The following is a 14,556-nucleotide window of genomic DNA, read 5'->3' as shown; positions in this document are numbered from 1 at the left end:
TGGGTTCCTGCAGATGATAACCGGAAATCGTTCCAGGTGTTGGGTTCTGCAGATGATAACCGGAAAGCGTTCCAGGTGTTGGGTGCCGGTGCAAGCGTTCCAGGCGTTCGGTTCTGCAGATGATACCGGAAATCATTCCAGGCGTTGGGTGCCGGTGCAATCGTTCCAGGCGTTCGGTTCCTGCAGATGATACCGGAAAGCGTTCCAGGCGTTAGTTTGTAACTGAATTTTTACAAAATACTCTGAAAGTCAAAAATAAAAAATTATAAAAAATTGTAAATTTGAAAAATTAAACAAAAGGAAGTAATTAACCGATACCGAAAGGCGAGGGATAGGGTTCGGCAGAAAGGACACGTTTTAGTGTACCAGCCTTAATAATTTTGTTTTGACCTCATAGGCTTTGCGTAATTGTGAAGCCTTTTTTATTTGTAAACAAAAACACCGCTAATAAATAGCGGTGTTGCTGGTTTGCATCTAAAAATACTGTGAGAAGACTACAAAAATATGAATTTTTATTTATGCAAATTACATTTGAAATTATTGTTTTCCAAAATCGTAATAATTTTTGATTTCTGAACAGACAAACGAAGCGATAAACTTTGTACAATTTCGGAATCTTCAAAAAGTCTTCTTTGTTGATGTTTTATATTTCTTTTTCTCTCAAACTCTGATATGATGAAATTTTTTGTTTCGTCCTTTATCATTTTTCTGATGTAGGTTTTGAAAATTGCATATCGGGGCGGTTTTTTTCGTTGTAATGATTTTCTAAAATCATTACAATATCCATTGAACCGACATCATTTTTTTGTGCCAAATTTTCGATAATGGTTTTATCATCTATTGGATTATTTCCGGTAAATTTTAAATTTCTTTGCTTTTCAAATTCTGCAATGATAGAAGTATTTGTATGTATTTTCATTTTCTAAATGTTAATTTGTTGGTTTTGGTTACAAATCGGTAACTATTTTAAATTTTACATCTGTAACCGATTGTTTTTTAGATTTTTAATGCGTTTCGTTCGGGTTCAGTTCGGACTACCTAAAAAATAAAATGATGATATTTTTTAGCGTAATGAAAATAAAATGATGATAAAATGTGTAGAAATTAACACGTTTTAGCTGGTAAAGCCTTTGTTTTGGTAATTTTTTAAAAATAAAATGGTAGATAAAAGGTACTATCACGACATTATTACTCTTGATTTAAAAGTTTAAGTACAGTTTAAACTGTACTTAAACCACCATAAATAAAGACTTTATTTAAAATTCATTTTATTTTTTGATGAAAACCGCCCCTATTTAAAACAGTCTGACCTTTTGCAGGTTTTCGGTATATTCAATTCCGGTTTCGGTCTTCTTTTCGATTAAGCTTTCTTTTATCCAATCTTGCGGATTATAAAAACTACCTTTTTGTAATGCCTTTAAACTGGTTACATCTTTAGCAATTCTTTTTAGTAGGGTTACAGCTTTTTCTTGGTCTTCACTTTCTGTGTAATAAGTCATTTTTTCATTTTGGGAATCAATGTATTCATTGCTAACAGTTAGTTGATTTTCTACAATCTTTATATGTTGGATATTGTATGAGTAACTTCCACTATATGAATATTCAGCCGTGAAATTATTAATATCTACTACCAAATCATTTACACCATCGGGCAAAGGGAAAAGGTCATAAACTTTTTGCGGATTCAACTCTAATTGTCCAATTTTTAAACTTTCGCCATTTGTGAGAATTTTCACAAAGAAATTTTTAGGATTATTTATAAAATCCTTTAAGTCTTCGGTTTGCATATCTGAAAGACCTAAACCTTTATATCTTTCAAAAAATGTTTTTAAACCTGCTATAGTACCTTTTACAGATTCAATATTTCTGTAAATCGTTACTTCATCTTTCCATAATAATACTTTTGCCATTTTTTTATTTTTTTTAATTGTTAATTTCTAATTGTTTTAATTTTTTTAATTCTCTTTTTGCTGGAATACCTAAATAATTTTGAAAGGTTCGCAGACTGATATTAAATTGTTGTTCAATAAATTGATGAAAAATTTGTTTGTATGAATATCCATTTACATCAATTTGAGTTTGTGTAATTTCTTGGATTTTCACGATTTTTTTATAATAGTTTTTTTTGCTATAAGCCATCGTAAAGATTATATTTGTTCCAGTTTTCATATTAGAACAAAGGCTATCAATTTACTTTGATAGCTTTTTTTTATGTTGGTGGCGGTTGTTTTTCCATAATATTTTTATATTTGATTTATGTTTGATTTACTTTTTAGTGCGCTTTCATTGAAACAAATAATTGCAATCGTTCTTTTTGGCGTGTTTGCAGTAATTTTGATAGTTTTTTTTAATAATAGAAAATCTTAAAATTGTTGTAATGAAAATATTGTTACTACTCTTTTTTAGTTGTTCATTATCGGCTCAATTGTACCCGAAAAAAGCAAAGGGCGAAGTATTTAATTCTAAGCCTACAAAACCACTGGAAAACGTAAATTATAGCGGTCTTGTAGTCGTTAAAAGGTCTATGTATGGTTTGACCTTTGAAGATAAAAACCTTTCTGCAGATGTTAAAAACAGAATTGAAAAATTCTTTAAAAAACAATACAAAGGATACACAGATTTTAAAATTTACAGTCTTAACATTTACCGAAAAAATTCCGATTGGTTTATTGAAAATCATAAAATCTAACACCATTACCACAATTTAACACCTATTTTATTTGTTCTCTTATAGCCGTCCGATGCATTTAAATCAATTTGCACCGTTTCTATTAAGTATTTGCCGTTTCTTTTTTTATCGGGGAAATTTGGGTCTGTAATTATTGCCGTATCTCCGGCACGTGTAAGGGGAACGCCCCAGCTATCAAAAGAGCCTGTGCAATTTGTATTTACCACACCGTTATAAAAATCGGTTGCGTACCTTTTTAAATCGGCTTTGCTAATTCCAACACCAATATTTATTTCTTTGTTATTGTCGCCTTTTTTCCCGATTTCATAAGTAACTTTTTTACCTGTACCAACTTCTTTACTGGTTACTTTCAGATAATAATCTTTTTGGGTGCGCTCATAAACCAAACTTGATGAAGTCCGCACATTACGATTCATATTAAAATCGTGAATTTTATAGTCTGTTAAATTGATTGGAAGACCAGCGAACAAAACACCATCTTTAAAATAACTTCTAATGAAAAAATCATTTCTAAGCTTTTCTAAAACTTCATACGGTGTAGCACTTTCAATTAAAAATTTTCCAAAACCACATTCTTTGAAAGTTTCTATTTTATAGTTTGGTGCAATGGTTTTTAAAATATCTTTTAAGTCTGCAGATTTGAAAGTTTTGTTTATCCGGTCAGCCTTTTTAAGTTTATACATTTCGTCCATACATTCTAAAACTATAGGTATATCGTCAGTTATTGCCGTAATGTATCCTACAAATTCCGTATTGTAATTTTCATCGTAACCAGCTTCTATTTTTATTTTGTCGCCAATATTGATGAAGTCAATTAGATTTTTATTTGCAATGTTTGATTTGTTATTTTGGAACTGGATAAATCTTCTTGGTAAAACCACTTTTGCGGTATCGCTTAATTTTTCCAAACTATTTTCAATACTTATACTATTTACTTGTTTAAAAACAATATTTTCAGCAATGGTAACACGGATGCAGATATTATGATATAAATAGGGCATAACTTCTTTTTATGGATTTAGAATCTTTGTTTTTTATTTTGATAATCCAAAAGAGAAATCAATTTTTCTGATTCTGTTTTTGTCAGTTCCTTTATTGCTTTGCCCTTTTCTAAAACTGTAATCTTTTGAACTTCTACAGATATTTTTTCCGGCTTTTCTATTTCCGACCAGTTTAAAATTTCGGTGTAGCTTTCTACATTTCCAGTTTCGCAATAGGTTACAGAAAAATCTAAATTTCTTTTTTTGATTTCGTAAGAATTAAAATCAAATATATATTTAGCAATTCGGGTTTTTTGTTGTGGTGTTTTTATCTTCATTATTACTTTGTATTATTTCTATTAATAAAAATATTATTATTGACTGAATGGGAATATTTGTAAATACTATGAACATTAACTAAATGCTTGTATTTAGGGGTATAAATACCCCATAGAGCAAGCTGGAAAGCAAAAACGCTTATAGGTGCGTACACGTTCAATATTTTTATCAAAATTCATCAATTTTTAAAGGGTTTGATTATAACTAACTGAATAGCAGTATTATAGTAAATTGCCCAAAATTCGGCAATTTGGGAATTTATAAGGCTGAAATTAAATTTATTAATCTCCCAATTTTTTATAAAATCCTTTTGAGTTCGGTAAATTTTAGGCGTGAGAAATTGCCGTTTTTCTTCAAGTTCCTGCAATGCTATATTTTTACCATCAACTAAAATTTTCTTTGCTAAATCTTTTTTACTTTGGTGCGTTCCTGCAGGTGCGCAAACTTCTTTATCAAAGTTTAATTTGTTCCATTCTGCAAAGAATTTATTTTGTAAAATTGTTAGGCTTGATGGTTTGGAAAAATCAGAAAAGGAAATATTTTTTTGTCGAGTGCGTTTTGTTTCGATACGGAGACAAGGGGCAATTTTATTTTTTTTCCCTTTATCCATCCTTTCAAAATCTTTGTCATAAATACGAAACACAAGTGTATTATCTTTGTGCATTTGGGTTGTCAAAAACCTTTCATCTTTATAACGTGGATTGATGTACAGCTTTCTTTGTGTACCGTCCAAATTACCAACGCTAAGCGCATTTTGAAGATACTTTATAGGGTCGGTTTCGCCTACAAATACATTTAGTCCAATTTCATAATTTGACACTAAAAAATCCAATCGGGGAATACTGAAATTTTCAAATAACTTTTCAATAGTCATTAAAAAATCCTCCATTGTAAAAACCGTATAATTTTCTAATGTTTTGAATTGTAAATAATTAAAATATTTATGTATAGAACCCTCTATTTTAATTTTATCATCAAATATTTTTATTAAGATGCCACCGGTTAAATTTTTATTTTTTGCGTTGTCATAAATCTTTGAATTATTGGATTCATTAACAAAACATTGCAAGTTATTTTTTTCAATAACCTGCAATTTTTCGTTTGATGTTAAATTATTTTTGATTAAAGTAATGTTGTCAATCATTTTTTTATCTTTGTAAAACTATTAATGACTGGGAAGATGTTAATAGTGTTTAATACACAGCGTTTAGGGTAGTGCCTAAACGCTTTTTTTTTGATTTAATTTCTTTTGTCGTTTTGCAGGAAATAATCTAAATCTGCATTTCTGAAAAGTATTTTTTGATAAGTTCCCAAACCTGCGTTTTTATCAAATCCGGTAATTTTTCCGGCATCAATATAATTTTGCAGAGTATTCCTGGAGCATTTTAATTTTACGCAAGCTTCTTTAAAAGTTAGAAATTCCTTTGATTGCTTTTGTTTTATTGCCAGGATTTCCGTTGCAATAAATTTTAAATCAGATTTCAGATTTTCCCATTCATTGGCTGGAATTGTAATAAATTTTATGTCGTTCATATCACTATGGTTTTACAGTTCCTAATACTTTTGTTTCTATATTTTTGCCGTTAAAATTCTCTACAATTACATTTTCCGAATCTTCGGATTCTTCAAATTGTTGCGCTTCTAATTCGGTTAATAAATCACTCGCATAATTTTGTAAATCAATGCCGTTTCGTTCCGTTTCAATACTATTGACTTTGGTCAGAAAACTATTGATTTTTTTAATTTTGTGGTGCATTATTTCAGCATAAGGAAAAGGCAAATCTTTTGAAATTAGTTCTACAATTGCCATTTCGTCCTGCAGATTATTAATGATTTGTATAGCTTCCATTTTCGGGGATTTGGTGTAAGGATTTATTAATATTTCAATTAGATTAGAATTAATTTGTTTTGCTTTCATTTCCAATATTTTATTAAATGGAAATTCTAAATCTTGCGCGATTTTTTCTAAAATTATAGTTTCGTCTAATAGATTGGTAATTAGGTTTGTTGTCTTCATAGTATTGGATTTATTTAGATTGTTCAGTTAGTACAGATTGGCGTATTTGTTCCATCAATTCAAATTCGGGTAATGGTAAAAGTTGCTTAGTAATTTCCAAAATATCAACTATTCCTTTTGATGAAATACCCAAACAATTTTCTTTTTCTAATTCGGTAAATTCCGAATTGGTATCGAATGAATTTAAAGCAGTTTGGCAGATTCCAATGAGTGAAAATATTTTATATCCTAAATCCGTATAACCGCTAAATTTTATTTTTGCGGTACAGTCGGAATCATTGGAATTACTTGTAAGACTTGTAAGATTTGTTGCAAAGTCAATTTGACTGCAGTTTGTTTTTTGGGAAGTTTGATTTTTCATTATGGGAAGATGTTAAGGTTTGGAAATTAATTTAATACGCTTTCTAAGCGTTCCATTTCATTTTTACGTTCCTGCAGAAAGTCGGTAACGGCTTTTAGGATTTCGGTCTGTCTCGTAGAGCGTGAACCGTTCAAAACTTTGTATAAAGTTTGGTAAGGAATATTAGAGCGGTTTGCAATCGTTTTAATGTCGCCAGCTTGTAACTGGTTTTTTGCTTTTGTAATTAGTTCATTCATTGTTTAAGTAATTTTAGTCAAACATTATTGATAAAAAAAACACTCATCAGAGTATATGAGTGCAAATATATAAAAGTTTGACTAAAAATAGTAAAACTTTTATAATATTTTATATTTTTTCACAATGTAACTATCAAAACGAGTTTTAGCAGTTTCAAAAAAATACTGATATTTAGATTCAAGTTCCGCATTCTTTTTATTTCCTTTAATGAACCATTCAAAAAACTCTATTGAAGAATAGAAAAAAGTTAGATTAATATCGGCTAAAACATCAACATCATTTTTAACTTTTTGTTTTTTAAGAATTTGCAATGCCTTATTTTGATTTTCTTTATTAAAGAATTCATATAGTGAGACACCTCGTATATCTGTGAATTTATTTTTTAAATCATCTAAAATAATCCCAGCATTATTTTTTGTTGAATCATACAAATCAATTTTATCCTCGTTATATGAAAAAATTTGATTGTCTGTTTTCCAAATATCTATTGTATTAGAGAAATTATAATAGGCTGTTAAAAAATTAGTATCAAATTCTTTAAGTTCATTAACTACAAATTCACTAATTATTTTTATTGAATTAATTTCATTTTCAATCAAATTATTATCTTCCAAATTATCAGAATTAAAAATGGTTTCAAAATCATTTTCAGAATAATACTCATTAAAAACTATTGATTTTACTTTAGTTGTTTTTCTTTGTCCGGTAATTAATAAATATATGCTATAATAATTTTGTTTATTAATAACATACGGTTTTAGATTAGTATTTAAAAAATGTTTGATTGTGATTTTTCCCATTTTTATTAGTATTAAGTTAATGCAGTACAAAAGTAGTTAAAAATGAATAATTGTTTGAATAATTATAGTAAAACAATAGATAAAATATAGAAAAAATCAATAATTAATTAAAATATTGATTTTCAGAATATTACATAAAAAGATACCGGACGGTAACCACAACTTATATTTTGATCTTATTTTATTGATTATCAGTTAATTAAATCAAATATTCGTAGTTCCCTATAGGCTACAAGTTTAAAAGCTAACTATTTTATTATTAGATGGTTAGCTTTTTTCGTTAATCACTTTTTGTATTAATATGTATTATTTTAGCTTTTGGATATTTCACACTATCTATAATGCAGGACTTTCCCACCTTTGGACTTATTAACCTAAACTATAAAAACCTGCTAAATTAACGATTTAAATTATTTCTCGTTTACCGATTCCCGTAATAATATCTTATTTATCAAAAGTACATTTGCGGAAATCAAAACTAAATAATATGAAAAAGATTTTTACAATCGCTCTAATGTCCGTTATCACTTTAGGAACTGTTTCTACTGTTACATCTTGCTCTAAAGATGATGATGAAGTTGTAGCGGCGAAATATGATGTCGTGGGAACTTGGGATTTGGTCAAATACAAAGATACCGATGGAACTTTCCAGGATATGACAATTTTAAAATACTGGGTCAAATTCAACTCCGATAAATCGTACTCAAGCTTCTATTTAGGCGATAACTTCTCCGGAACGTACAATTATGACAACAATGATAAAATAGAGGTCACAGTGCAAGGAGAAAAGCTTTATTACAAAATCAATTCTTTGACTGGAAACGAAGCAGAAGCGGAAATGTATTCACAAGACAATCCAGCAGACAAGATTGTTTTCAAGTTAAAAAGGAAATAATCAATTAATAATCAGCCGTTACGGGAATTCTGGTAACGGCTATTTTTTCAAAGTGCTATTTCTCACTTTGGTTAACTCACTGGTATTTAGCGAAGTCGGATTTTCGCCTATCGGTGTAACTAATTGATTTTCAGCAATACCATTTTTGGTGGTAATGGCTTGTATAAAATCGGAATTTCCGATATTTTAAACACCCCAAAATTAGTGTATGTAAAATCCGGACCATATCAACTTTGAAATTCCCCGCACGTACCGAATCTTCCACTCGGATGGAAGATTTTATACTCGCTTCTTCAAAAAGTGGAGCAAGTTGGGGTATCATATCAAAAGTTATAAAAAGTTCGCGCGCGTATTGACTCAAAGAACTTGGATGAAGACTTTACTATTGGTTGCCCAAAATGGCAAGCAAAGAGGTAGATATAATCAAACGTTATAAATTTCCCAGACAACATGGACTCTAAAAATTTCGGAAATCCCCCATAGAGGTGTATTAAATAATATTAAATTTTAAAGCATAGGGACATAAACTAATATAAACTAATACCTTTTTTATGGACACGCAAAATTCCACCGCTGAACTTTCAGCCACACTAAAAATAGACGCTCCCGCGCACTCGTGTAGTGATATGGAAAAAATCTTCAGACCTCATCAAAACTTAATATTTCTTCACACGTATTATGACTTCCAAAAAATCCGATAAACACTTTTTACGCGTGCGTAGTGACCTCCCAAAAACCTTGCAAAATTTTTAAATGTGAGTTTGAATCACATTTCAGCTATGAATAAAATAGTAGGTCCCTTTTAGCTCGTCCATTTCGTCCGATTCTGGCGTTTAAGTTGCAACTTATTTTCTTTTAGCTCGTTCGTTTCGTTCGTTTTTACTTTTTTAGGCGTTAAATTCGTTAACTTTTGCACTTTTAATGTGTCAGATTTGTCAGATTTTAGCCTTTTGGCTCGTTTGATTCGTTTGATTTTCTTCTTTTATAGTGTTGCATTCGTTGCATTTTCTCCTAAAAATAAAAGCCACTAAGTTAAACTTAGGAAGGTTGCGGAAAAATCCGCAGACCCATATAACAGATATAACATATCAAGTATCCGGACAGTATTTCATTATATTACATTATTCAAAATCCTCTCGGAAACCTCCTTTTTATGGACTCGGAAAATTCAGCTACATGGACTCCGATAATTCAAATGTTTTTCTTTTATGGACTCTAATAATTCATTTAAGTACGAAATATTTATAACCTGACACAAACAATACTTGTATCAGCTGATCCATAATTTTTTGGAACTGGTCTATTGAAGCATTAAATAAAAGTTGTTTTTAGAGGTGCATTTACTACATTTCGTACATACTTTATGTGTGAGGAAAAATAACATATCTGAAAATCAACTAGTTATCTTTTTGACTGTTCTTCCTTAAATATTAGATATGTTTTTGCTACAACTTCCTGGCGTTTCTTCTCAACTTTCAAATCTACATATCCCTCGATAGTATGCAGCCTTATGTCTGTGATTTTCTTTCCATCAAGTTCTGCAAGATTTCCCTCAGCGTATAAGTCTAATCCAAATAATTGAATTCCAAACATGCCAGTTGCGCCGGCACCGATTCCAGCAATTGACAATTCCGATGATTTATAAGTGTGTGAAATTCCTTCGCTGTCTAAAAGTATTATAGGCGCATTCTTATCTATGGCCAATAATTCATTTGTAGTCCATTTGATTCTTAAAAATTGTCTGTCGTTTTCTTCCAGAAATGCTATGAATGCAGTTTTACCGGTTCCCATTCCAGCCATCAGGGATGAAGATGTAAGTTTTTCAAAACTGGTTTCTATTTTCCTTTTGTTGTTGAAAGGATCAATCTCGCTTACTTTGATTTTTTGGGCAAAAGTGAATCCTGAAATAAAGATTAATAGTGATAGACTTTTCATATTAATTTTTAATTTCAAAGTAACAGCTTTTTATTTTATCACAATTATGGTTTTCCGTAAAAAAATCCCTAACGATTTGTTAAGGATAATTATTTGTTATGGGTGCTTTGCTCCACCATTTGGGGAAGCAATTCGAGTTCTGTATTTTATTTCAATCCTTTATTTAAGGCAATACTGAACTTCTCAAAATTAATGGTTCCAATCTCGCTAAACTCTCCATTTTCCTTAATGTAGATAGGCGTGGTTTCTTCATCCTTTGTTGATACAAACAATTCTCTTATATCAACATCGAGAGCTTCAGCAATTTTTAATAATGTCTCAGGCTTTGGAAAATTATTGCCTTGTGTAATATTCGAAATGGTTGTAGGGGTTACCCCGATCTTTTCTGCCAGATCTTTATTCTGCATCCCTTTTTCTGCCAATACCTCTTTTAATCTTAAAATATTCATAGTTAATTTCTTTCTGCAAATGTACGAAATCAAAACATTATTTTGATTATTTTAAAAATAATATCACTTTTATTTGGATTGTATCAAAACTTTATTTAGATTTGTACTCAAGAAATCAAAACATCATTTGGATTATGAAAACAATATCTCAAGAAAGAGCCGAAAAGTTAGCAAGAAACATTAACGCAATGGATACTAACTATCAATACGCAAGTAAAATCAGTTCTATCAAATTCTGGTCAAATCTTAAAGATAAGTTGAAAGCCAAACTTGCAACTCTGACCGATGAAGATAAGAGCGTTTTAATCCCTCTATGTAACGAAACAGAAGCGAAATTTTTCGAATTAATTTAATAACAATCAAACACCACAATATTATGACAACCTCAAACACACCATTCAGAAAAACAGTAATGCAAACAGCTTGGCAATTCTTTAGACAAACCGGATTAAGCTTCGCAGAGTGCTTAAAAAAGGCTTGGGCAAACTTCAAACTTCAGCAAAAAATGAAAACCGAAATAGTAAGATTCTACTTTAAAAAAGTCGACGGTTCAGTACGTGAAGCTTGGGGGACATTGAGAGCTGATATTTTGCCAGAAGTAGGCGAAAGTAACCGCAAAAAGAATGAGACTGTACAAACTTACTTTGACACCGAGGTAAACGAATTCAGATGTTTTAAGAAATTCAATTTAGTAGCATAATCACAAACAAAATATTAATAAAATGGAAAATTTAGCACAAAACCACCTAATAAAAGCAGCGTCAAAATTAGAATCTTACTATGGTGTTGATATAGTTGAATGGATAGAAATTATTGATTTTTATATCAACTATTATCATCATTCTGAATTTCTAAAAAGAGAACTTTATTGCGCAGTAGAAGGGTATAAAAATAATGAACTTGGCTGTGGTGTTGACAGCCTTTTGAAAACTATTGACGATTTTGATATTGAAGAAAGATGTTCAAGTGCAGTCAACAGCGATATGTTTGATATGTCATTACTCAAAAAATTCATTAGCAATATGGCTGTTTCATTTGCTTTTAATGAACCTGAGAGACAAGCACGATACGCAGAAGTTAGAAAGCAACACGCACATCTTCACAATGAGAATTTGCACAATGAAAATTAAATAACTTAACCCGGTTTATCGCCGGGTATTTTTATTAACTTAGAACCAAACTATAACTTATGAAAATTCAGATATTACCACTCGGACCACTTGAAAAGAAACCGCTTTTTCTGGTAATGCAAAGACAATATTTTGATCAGATTGATTCAGGCGAAAAAACAGAAGAATACAGGCACGGCGGTAAGTTCTACATTTCGAGATTCTGCAAAAGTGATAAGACCACTGGCAAGATTATAGCAATGCGAAATTACACCTCAGCAATATTGCAAGAAGGTTACAACCCAGGCGCACGTAGAATGGTTATTGAGGTCAAAAAGATTGAGTATGATGGCGAGTTTACTATTTACTTAGGTGGTGTCTCAGAAAGGCTGAATTTTGACCAATCTAATGCAACAAAACGCAAAGCATCAGCCGAACCAAGAAAGCCACGAAAACCAACCAAAAAGCCTAAACCACTTCAAGATAAATTACTTTCTCGAAGAAATAAGATTATTAACAGACCTTGATTTTATAATGTCGTTTTTGGAGATATTTTAAAAGTGCTATTTTAGCACTACTAAACGTCATTCAAATGAATAAAATTATCCGAAATATTTTAGACCAGATTCCAGCAGATCAAATCTACAAGTATCTGAGTGAAAAAGAAAACGCTTGCAAAAAGCAAAATGGTAGTAATCGAGTGGGATCGGTTGCTACCAGCCGAAAGGCTAAAGAAGATGCCATAAGATCAATGACCAGAGAAATAGTAAAATAAATTATCAATCAAGATTATTATGATTACAAGAGATGAATATTTGAAAGCCTTGCAAATTGTAAAACTTTATAGAGAACAATGTTTAGATGATATAAGTTGTCGCCGGCGACAAGATTAGACAACTTGTCTTACTCTCATCATAGAGAGGTAGCATCCGGAAGACTGTATCAAGCTTTAAAACATAGCGAGTTCTTTTCTTGGTCGGACGATTACACTGTTAGCGAAGTATCTTCATTGGTTACTGATTATGGTATCAAGGAAATCCAGAAAAATAGGGGTTTTGGAGGAAAGTATGTCTCCCCACAGGTATACGATGAACTGGAAGAGATTACGGGATTAAACAGACAAACTATACAACAATACAAGAGTACAGCAACTATGTTAGATTCAAATCTAAGAAATGACAATCTTTCATTCACTCACCATCGAGCCGTTGCACCCCTTCCTCCCGAAGAGCAGAAACATTTTTTGCAAAAAGCCAGTGAAGAAAACTTATCCGAAAGAGTTGAATCTCCTTGTCGACAAGGAGATTTAAGTTTTCATTAGCATTACTTATCCCTAACTAATTGATTTTCAGCAATACCATTTTTAATGGTAATGGCTTGTATAATTTCTTTGAAGTGAGAAAATTCTATATCGTTACTCCGGAGTAACGATTCATCGTTTCTGACTTCCGCAGTAGATTCCGCTATGTATTTGAATTTCTTTATTGTGTTTCTGTTATACCCAGTTAAAGCCAAGACCCTGGAGTTTTAAACGTGAGTTGAACTCGCATTATAGACACGTACATTTTTGAACGTATCAATTGCGGACCGAAATGGGATTTTGTCCAATGTTTGGTACTATTACCTAGTATAAGAATTGATGATACCAGCTTTCTGCAAAGTGGGAGAAAACCACTCAACGGAAATTTCCGCTCAGTGAATATACCCCAAAAAGATTAGTCAAAGTTATTTTTTCTCACTTTGGTTTTTACCATTTTGGGAAATACCCCTTCCTTGATTATCAGACGTTCGACATTATGTCGAATACCAATTATAAAGAAAAAACCTCCCATTTCTGAGAGGTTCAACTTTAAGATTAGACGAAGTTTCGTCCGATTACTTACCATATTTAAAAGTGTTCGGAGCATAGGCGCTTCCATCTACATTAAAATGCAGTAAGAAAGCTGATGTTATGAAATTATTTCCGGCATTTTCTCTCAAATCTTCCGATAATTGATTTGCATCTTCAACCAGCTTTTTATGTCGATTATAAAGCTCAATATCTTTTTCCTCAGTGATGTAATAAGTGTAATTATCCTCGATTTCTTTCAAAGCATTTTCTTTGACAAGAATAATTCCCTTCTCGCAATAAACATAATAGGAAAACATAACAGATTGAAGTCCTGAATACAGTTTGAAAGCGAGCCTAATATCATCAATCCAAGTAATATATTCTTCCAATTGTTCTTTTGGTCTTTTTTTGGAGCATTTACTATGTGCAATTTTATCAATTGTGATATCTCCGTAAGTTGACTGGATCAGTTTATTTACGTCATCGTCGGAAAGCTTTACTCCTTCCTGTTTGTATAGCTCGAGGATTTTGGTCATCATATCAACCGTTCTTGTGATATTGCTTTCCTCATCCGAAATTCTACGGTCGTTTGATGCGATTTTGATTCTTTCTACTGTCATTGTTTTAATTATTTATTGTTATTTTTTGATTTTACGTAGGCTTCCATTTCTGGCGAAATTCCTCCTTCCTCTTTTGGTTGGCTAAATAGGGATTGACGAATGTCTGGTTCGGAATTTTGTTTTTGTTCTTTTAGTTCTTTCTGCAATTCCGCTAATGCTTCGGGATTGTCCCGAAAATGTTGCCTTACTTTTTCGCTGAATTCGTCTTTTTGTTCCGGCTCCTTTTTTTCTTCTGGTTTTGGTGGCCACGTTTCCAGGTTGATAAATTTTGAATAGTCCATTGTTTTGATTTTG

At 31.3% G+C, this 14,556-nt stretch carries 22 protein-coding genes; 7 read left to right on the top strand and 15 right to left on the bottom strand.

The window, feature by feature from the left end; translation table 11 throughout:
- Positions 1 to 700: 700 nt before the first annotated feature.
- The 3 genes from F564_RS0114460 to F564_RS0114450 form a co-directional block, all read right to left on the bottom strand.
- On the bottom strand, positions 701 to 919 hold the full coding sequence (locus F564_RS0114460) for a hypothetical protein (protein ID WP_028123277.1): 219 nt from the start codon (positions 917 to 919) through the stop codon (positions 701 to 703).
- A 376-nt stretch (positions 920 to 1,295) separates the two neighbouring features.
- Positions 1,296 to 1,910 (bottom strand): hypothetical protein, encoded by a 615-nt coding sequence (locus F564_RS0114455; RefSeq protein WP_028123276.1) that lies wholly within the window; start codon positions 1,908 to 1,910, stop codon positions 1,296 to 1,298.
- Positions 1,911 to 1,923: 13 nt separating this feature from the next.
- Positions 1,924 to 2,169 (bottom strand): hypothetical protein, encoded by a 246-nt coding sequence (locus F564_RS0114450; protein WP_028123275.1) that lies wholly within the window; start codon positions 2,167 to 2,169, stop codon positions 1,924 to 1,926.
- Positions 2,170 to 2,377: 208 nt separating this feature from the next.
- On the opposite strand from F564_RS0114450, the gene F564_RS0114445 reads away from it, so the two are divergent.
- Positions 2,378 to 2,689, top strand: coding sequence for a hypothetical protein (locus F564_RS0114445; RefSeq protein WP_154656886.1), 312 nt, complete (start codon positions 2,378 to 2,380; stop codon positions 2,687 to 2,689).
- Positions 2,690 to 2,694: 5 nt separating this feature from the next.
- Here F564_RS0114445 and F564_RS0114440 read toward each other — a convergent pair whose 3' ends face one another.
- The 8 genes from F564_RS0114440 to F564_RS0114405 form a co-directional block, all read right to left on the bottom strand.
- Positions 2,695 to 3,690 (bottom strand): hypothetical protein, encoded by a 996-nt coding sequence (locus F564_RS0114440; protein WP_154656885.1) that lies wholly within the window; start codon positions 3,688 to 3,690, stop codon positions 2,695 to 2,697.
- A gap of 17 nt (positions 3,691 to 3,707) precedes the next feature.
- Positions 3,708 to 4,007 (bottom strand): hypothetical protein, encoded by a 300-nt coding sequence (locus tag F564_RS0114435; protein WP_028123272.1) that lies wholly within the window; start codon positions 4,005 to 4,007, stop codon positions 3,708 to 3,710.
- Positions 4,008 to 4,186: 179 nt separating this feature from the next.
- Entirely contained in the window at positions 4,187 to 5,152 is a 966-nt protein-coding gene (locus tag F564_RS0114430) for a hypothetical protein (RefSeq protein WP_028123271.1), read from the bottom strand.
- A 95-nt stretch (positions 5,153 to 5,247) separates the two neighbouring features.
- A complete protein-coding gene (locus F564_RS0114425) occupies positions 5,248 to 5,541 on the bottom strand; it encodes a helix-turn-helix domain-containing protein (protein WP_028123270.1) in 294 nt (97 codons plus the stop codon).
- Positions 5,542 to 5,545: 4 nt separating this feature from the next.
- Positions 5,546 to 6,025 carry a hypothetical protein gene (locus F564_RS0114420; protein WP_028123269.1) on the bottom strand — a complete coding sequence of 160 codons (480 nt, stop codon included), beginning with the start codon at positions 6,023 to 6,025 and terminating at the stop codon, positions 5,546 to 5,548.
- Between the two features lie 10 nt (positions 6,026 to 6,035).
- A complete protein-coding gene (locus F564_RS0114415; RefSeq protein ID WP_028123268.1) occupies positions 6,036 to 6,386 on the bottom strand; it encodes a hypothetical protein in 351 nt (116 codons plus the stop codon).
- Positions 6,387 to 6,412: 26 nt separating this feature from the next.
- A complete protein-coding gene (locus F564_RS0114410) occupies positions 6,413 to 6,622 on the bottom strand; it encodes a hypothetical protein (RefSeq protein WP_028123267.1) in 210 nt (69 codons plus the stop codon).
- 99 nt (positions 6,623 to 6,721) lie between these two features.
- A complete protein-coding gene (locus F564_RS0114405; protein WP_028123266.1) occupies positions 6,722 to 7,423 on the bottom strand; it encodes a hypothetical protein in 702 nt (233 codons plus the stop codon).
- A 487-nt stretch (positions 7,424 to 7,910) separates the two neighbouring features.
- Here F564_RS0114405 and F564_RS0114400 point away from each other — a divergent pair, with 487 nt between their 5' ends.
- Complete coding sequence (locus F564_RS0114400; RefSeq protein WP_028123265.1) at positions 7,911 to 8,318, top strand: hypothetical protein; 408 nt, start codon at positions 7,911 to 7,913, stop codon at positions 8,316 to 8,318.
- Positions 8,319 to 9,719: 1,401 nt separating this feature from the next.
- Here F564_RS0114400 and F564_RS0114395 read toward each other — a convergent pair.
- Together F564_RS0114395 and F564_RS19365 are read right to left on the bottom strand one after the other, a co-directional pair.
- Positions 9,720 to 10,271, bottom strand: a complete 552-nt coding sequence (locus F564_RS0114395; protein WP_154656884.1) for a hypothetical protein — start codon at positions 10,269 to 10,271, stop codon at positions 9,720 to 9,722.
- Between the two features lie 128 nt (positions 10,272 to 10,399).
- Positions 10,400 to 10,702 (bottom strand): helix-turn-helix domain-containing protein, encoded by a 303-nt coding sequence (locus tag F564_RS19365; RefSeq protein ID WP_051259694.1) that lies wholly within the window; start codon positions 10,700 to 10,702, stop codon positions 10,400 to 10,402.
- Positions 10,703 to 10,836: 134 nt separating this feature from the next.
- Between F564_RS19365 and F564_RS0114385 the strand changes: the two genes are divergently transcribed.
- From F564_RS0114385 to F564_RS0114365, 5 genes are all read left to right on the top strand, one after another.
- Positions 10,837 to 11,055, top strand: a complete 219-nt coding sequence (locus tag F564_RS0114385; protein WP_028123263.1) for a hypothetical protein — start codon at positions 10,837 to 10,839, stop codon at positions 11,053 to 11,055.
- Positions 11,056 to 11,078: 23 nt separating this feature from the next.
- Positions 11,079 to 11,402, top strand: coding sequence for an SH3 beta-barrel fold-containing protein (locus tag F564_RS0114380; RefSeq protein ID WP_028123262.1), 324 nt, complete (start codon positions 11,079 to 11,081; stop codon positions 11,400 to 11,402).
- A 22-nt stretch (positions 11,403 to 11,424) separates the two neighbouring features.
- Positions 11,425 to 11,832: a hypothetical protein gene (locus F564_RS0114375; RefSeq protein ID WP_028123261.1), complete on the top strand. Its 408-nt coding sequence runs from the start codon at positions 11,425 to 11,427 to the stop codon at positions 11,830 to 11,832.
- Between the two features lie 59 nt (positions 11,833 to 11,891).
- Positions 11,892 to 12,338, top strand: a complete 447-nt coding sequence (locus F564_RS0114370) for a hypothetical protein (protein ID WP_028123260.1) — start codon at positions 11,892 to 11,894, stop codon at positions 12,336 to 12,338.
- A 65-nt stretch (positions 12,339 to 12,403) separates the two neighbouring features.
- Positions 12,404 to 12,586: a hypothetical protein gene (locus F564_RS0114365; protein WP_028123259.1), complete on the top strand. Its 183-nt coding sequence runs from the start codon at positions 12,404 to 12,406 to the stop codon at positions 12,584 to 12,586.
- 1,100 nt (positions 12,587 to 13,686) lie between these two features.
- On the opposite strand, the gene F564_RS0114345 is transcribed toward F564_RS0114365, so the two are convergent.
- On the bottom strand, positions 13,687 to 14,262 hold the full coding sequence (locus F564_RS0114345) for a hypothetical protein (protein WP_028123256.1): 576 nt from the start codon (positions 14,260 to 14,262) through the stop codon (positions 13,687 to 13,689).
- Between the two features lie 8 nt (positions 14,263 to 14,270).
- Entirely contained in the window at positions 14,271 to 14,543 is a 273-nt protein-coding gene (locus F564_RS0114340; RefSeq protein ID WP_028123255.1) for a hypothetical protein, read from the bottom strand.
- Between the last annotated feature and the right edge of the window lie 13 nt (positions 14,544 to 14,556).

The organism is Epilithonimonas tenax DSM 16811, from assembly GCF_000428485.1.
Classification (GTDB): Bacteria; Bacteroidota; Bacteroidia; order Flavobacteriales; family Weeksellaceae; genus Epilithonimonas; species Epilithonimonas tenax.
The sequence above is the reverse complement of the archived record's forward strand: the minus strand, read 5'-3'. Positions and strand labels throughout refer to the sequence as shown.

Excerpts from the sequence above, each read along its gene's own strand:
- F564_RS0114460 (WP_028123277.1), bottom strand. The coding sequence starts at position 919 with ATGAAAATACATACAAATACTTCTATCATTGCAGAATTTGAAAAGCAA.
- F564_RS0114410 (WP_028123267.1), bottom strand. The coding sequence starts at position 6,622 with ATGAATGAACTAATTACAAAAGCAAAAAACCAGTTACAAGCTGGCGAC.
- F564_RS0114425 (WP_028123270.1), bottom strand. The coding sequence starts at position 5,541 with ATGAACGACATAAAATTTATTACAATTCCAGCCAATGAATGGGAAAAT.
- F564_RS0114415 (WP_028123268.1), bottom strand. The coding sequence starts at position 6,386 with ATGAAAAATCAAACTTCCCAAAAAACAAACTGCAGTCAAATTGACTTT.
- F564_RS0114445 (WP_154656886.1), top strand. The coding sequence starts at position 2,378 with ATGAAAATATTGTTACTACTCTTTTTTAGTTGTTCATTATCGGCTCAA.
- F564_RS0114400 (WP_028123265.1), top strand. The coding sequence starts at position 7,911 with ATGAAAAAGATTTTTACAATCGCTCTAATGTCCGTTATCACTTTAGGA.
- F564_RS19365 (WP_051259694.1), bottom strand. The coding sequence starts at position 10,702 with ATGAATATTTTAAGATTAAAAGAGGTATTGGCAGAAAAAGGGATGCAG.
- F564_RS0114365 (WP_028123259.1), top strand. The coding sequence starts at position 12,404 with ATGAATAAAATTATCCGAAATATTTTAGACCAGATTCCAGCAGATCAA.
- F564_RS0114380 (WP_028123262.1), top strand. The coding sequence starts at position 11,079 with ATGACAACCTCAAACACACCATTCAGAAAAACAGTAATGCAAACAGCT.
- F564_RS0114440 (WP_154656885.1), bottom strand. The coding sequence starts at position 3,690 with ATGCCCTATTTATATCATAATATCTGCATCCGTGTTACCATTGCTGAA.
- F564_RS0114385 (WP_028123263.1), top strand. The coding sequence starts at position 10,837 with ATGAAAACAATATCTCAAGAAAGAGCCGAAAAGTTAGCAAGAAACATT.
- F564_RS0114345 (WP_028123256.1), bottom strand. The coding sequence starts at position 14,262 with ATGACAGTAGAAAGAATCAAAATCGCATCAAACGACCGTAGAATTTCG.
- F564_RS0114450 (WP_028123275.1), bottom strand. The coding sequence starts at position 2,169 with ATGAAAACTGGAACAAATATAATCTTTACGATGGCTTATAGCAAAAAA.
- F564_RS0114420 (WP_028123269.1), bottom strand. The coding sequence starts at position 6,025 with ATGAAGACAACAAACCTAATTACCAATCTATTAGACGAAACTATAATT.
- F564_RS0114375 (WP_028123261.1), top strand. The coding sequence starts at position 11,425 with ATGGAAAATTTAGCACAAAACCACCTAATAAAAGCAGCGTCAAAATTA.
- F564_RS0114340 (WP_028123255.1), bottom strand. The coding sequence starts at position 14,543 with ATGGACTATTCAAAATTTATCAACCTGGAAACGTGGCCACCAAAACCA.
- F564_RS0114435 (WP_028123272.1), bottom strand. The coding sequence starts at position 4,007 with ATGAAGATAAAAACACCACAACAAAAAACCCGAATTGCTAAATATATA.
- F564_RS0114430 (WP_028123271.1), bottom strand. The coding sequence starts at position 5,152 with ATGATTGACAACATTACTTTAATCAAAAATAATTTAACATCAAACGAA.
- F564_RS0114405 (WP_028123266.1), bottom strand. The coding sequence starts at position 7,423 with ATGGGAAAAATCACAATCAAACATTTTTTAAATACTAATCTAAAACCG.
- F564_RS0114370 (WP_028123260.1), top strand. The coding sequence starts at position 11,892 with ATGAAAATTCAGATATTACCACTCGGACCACTTGAAAAGAAACCGCTT.
- F564_RS0114455 (WP_028123276.1), bottom strand. The coding sequence starts at position 1,910 with ATGGCAAAAGTATTATTATGGAAAGATGAAGTAACGATTTACAGAAAT.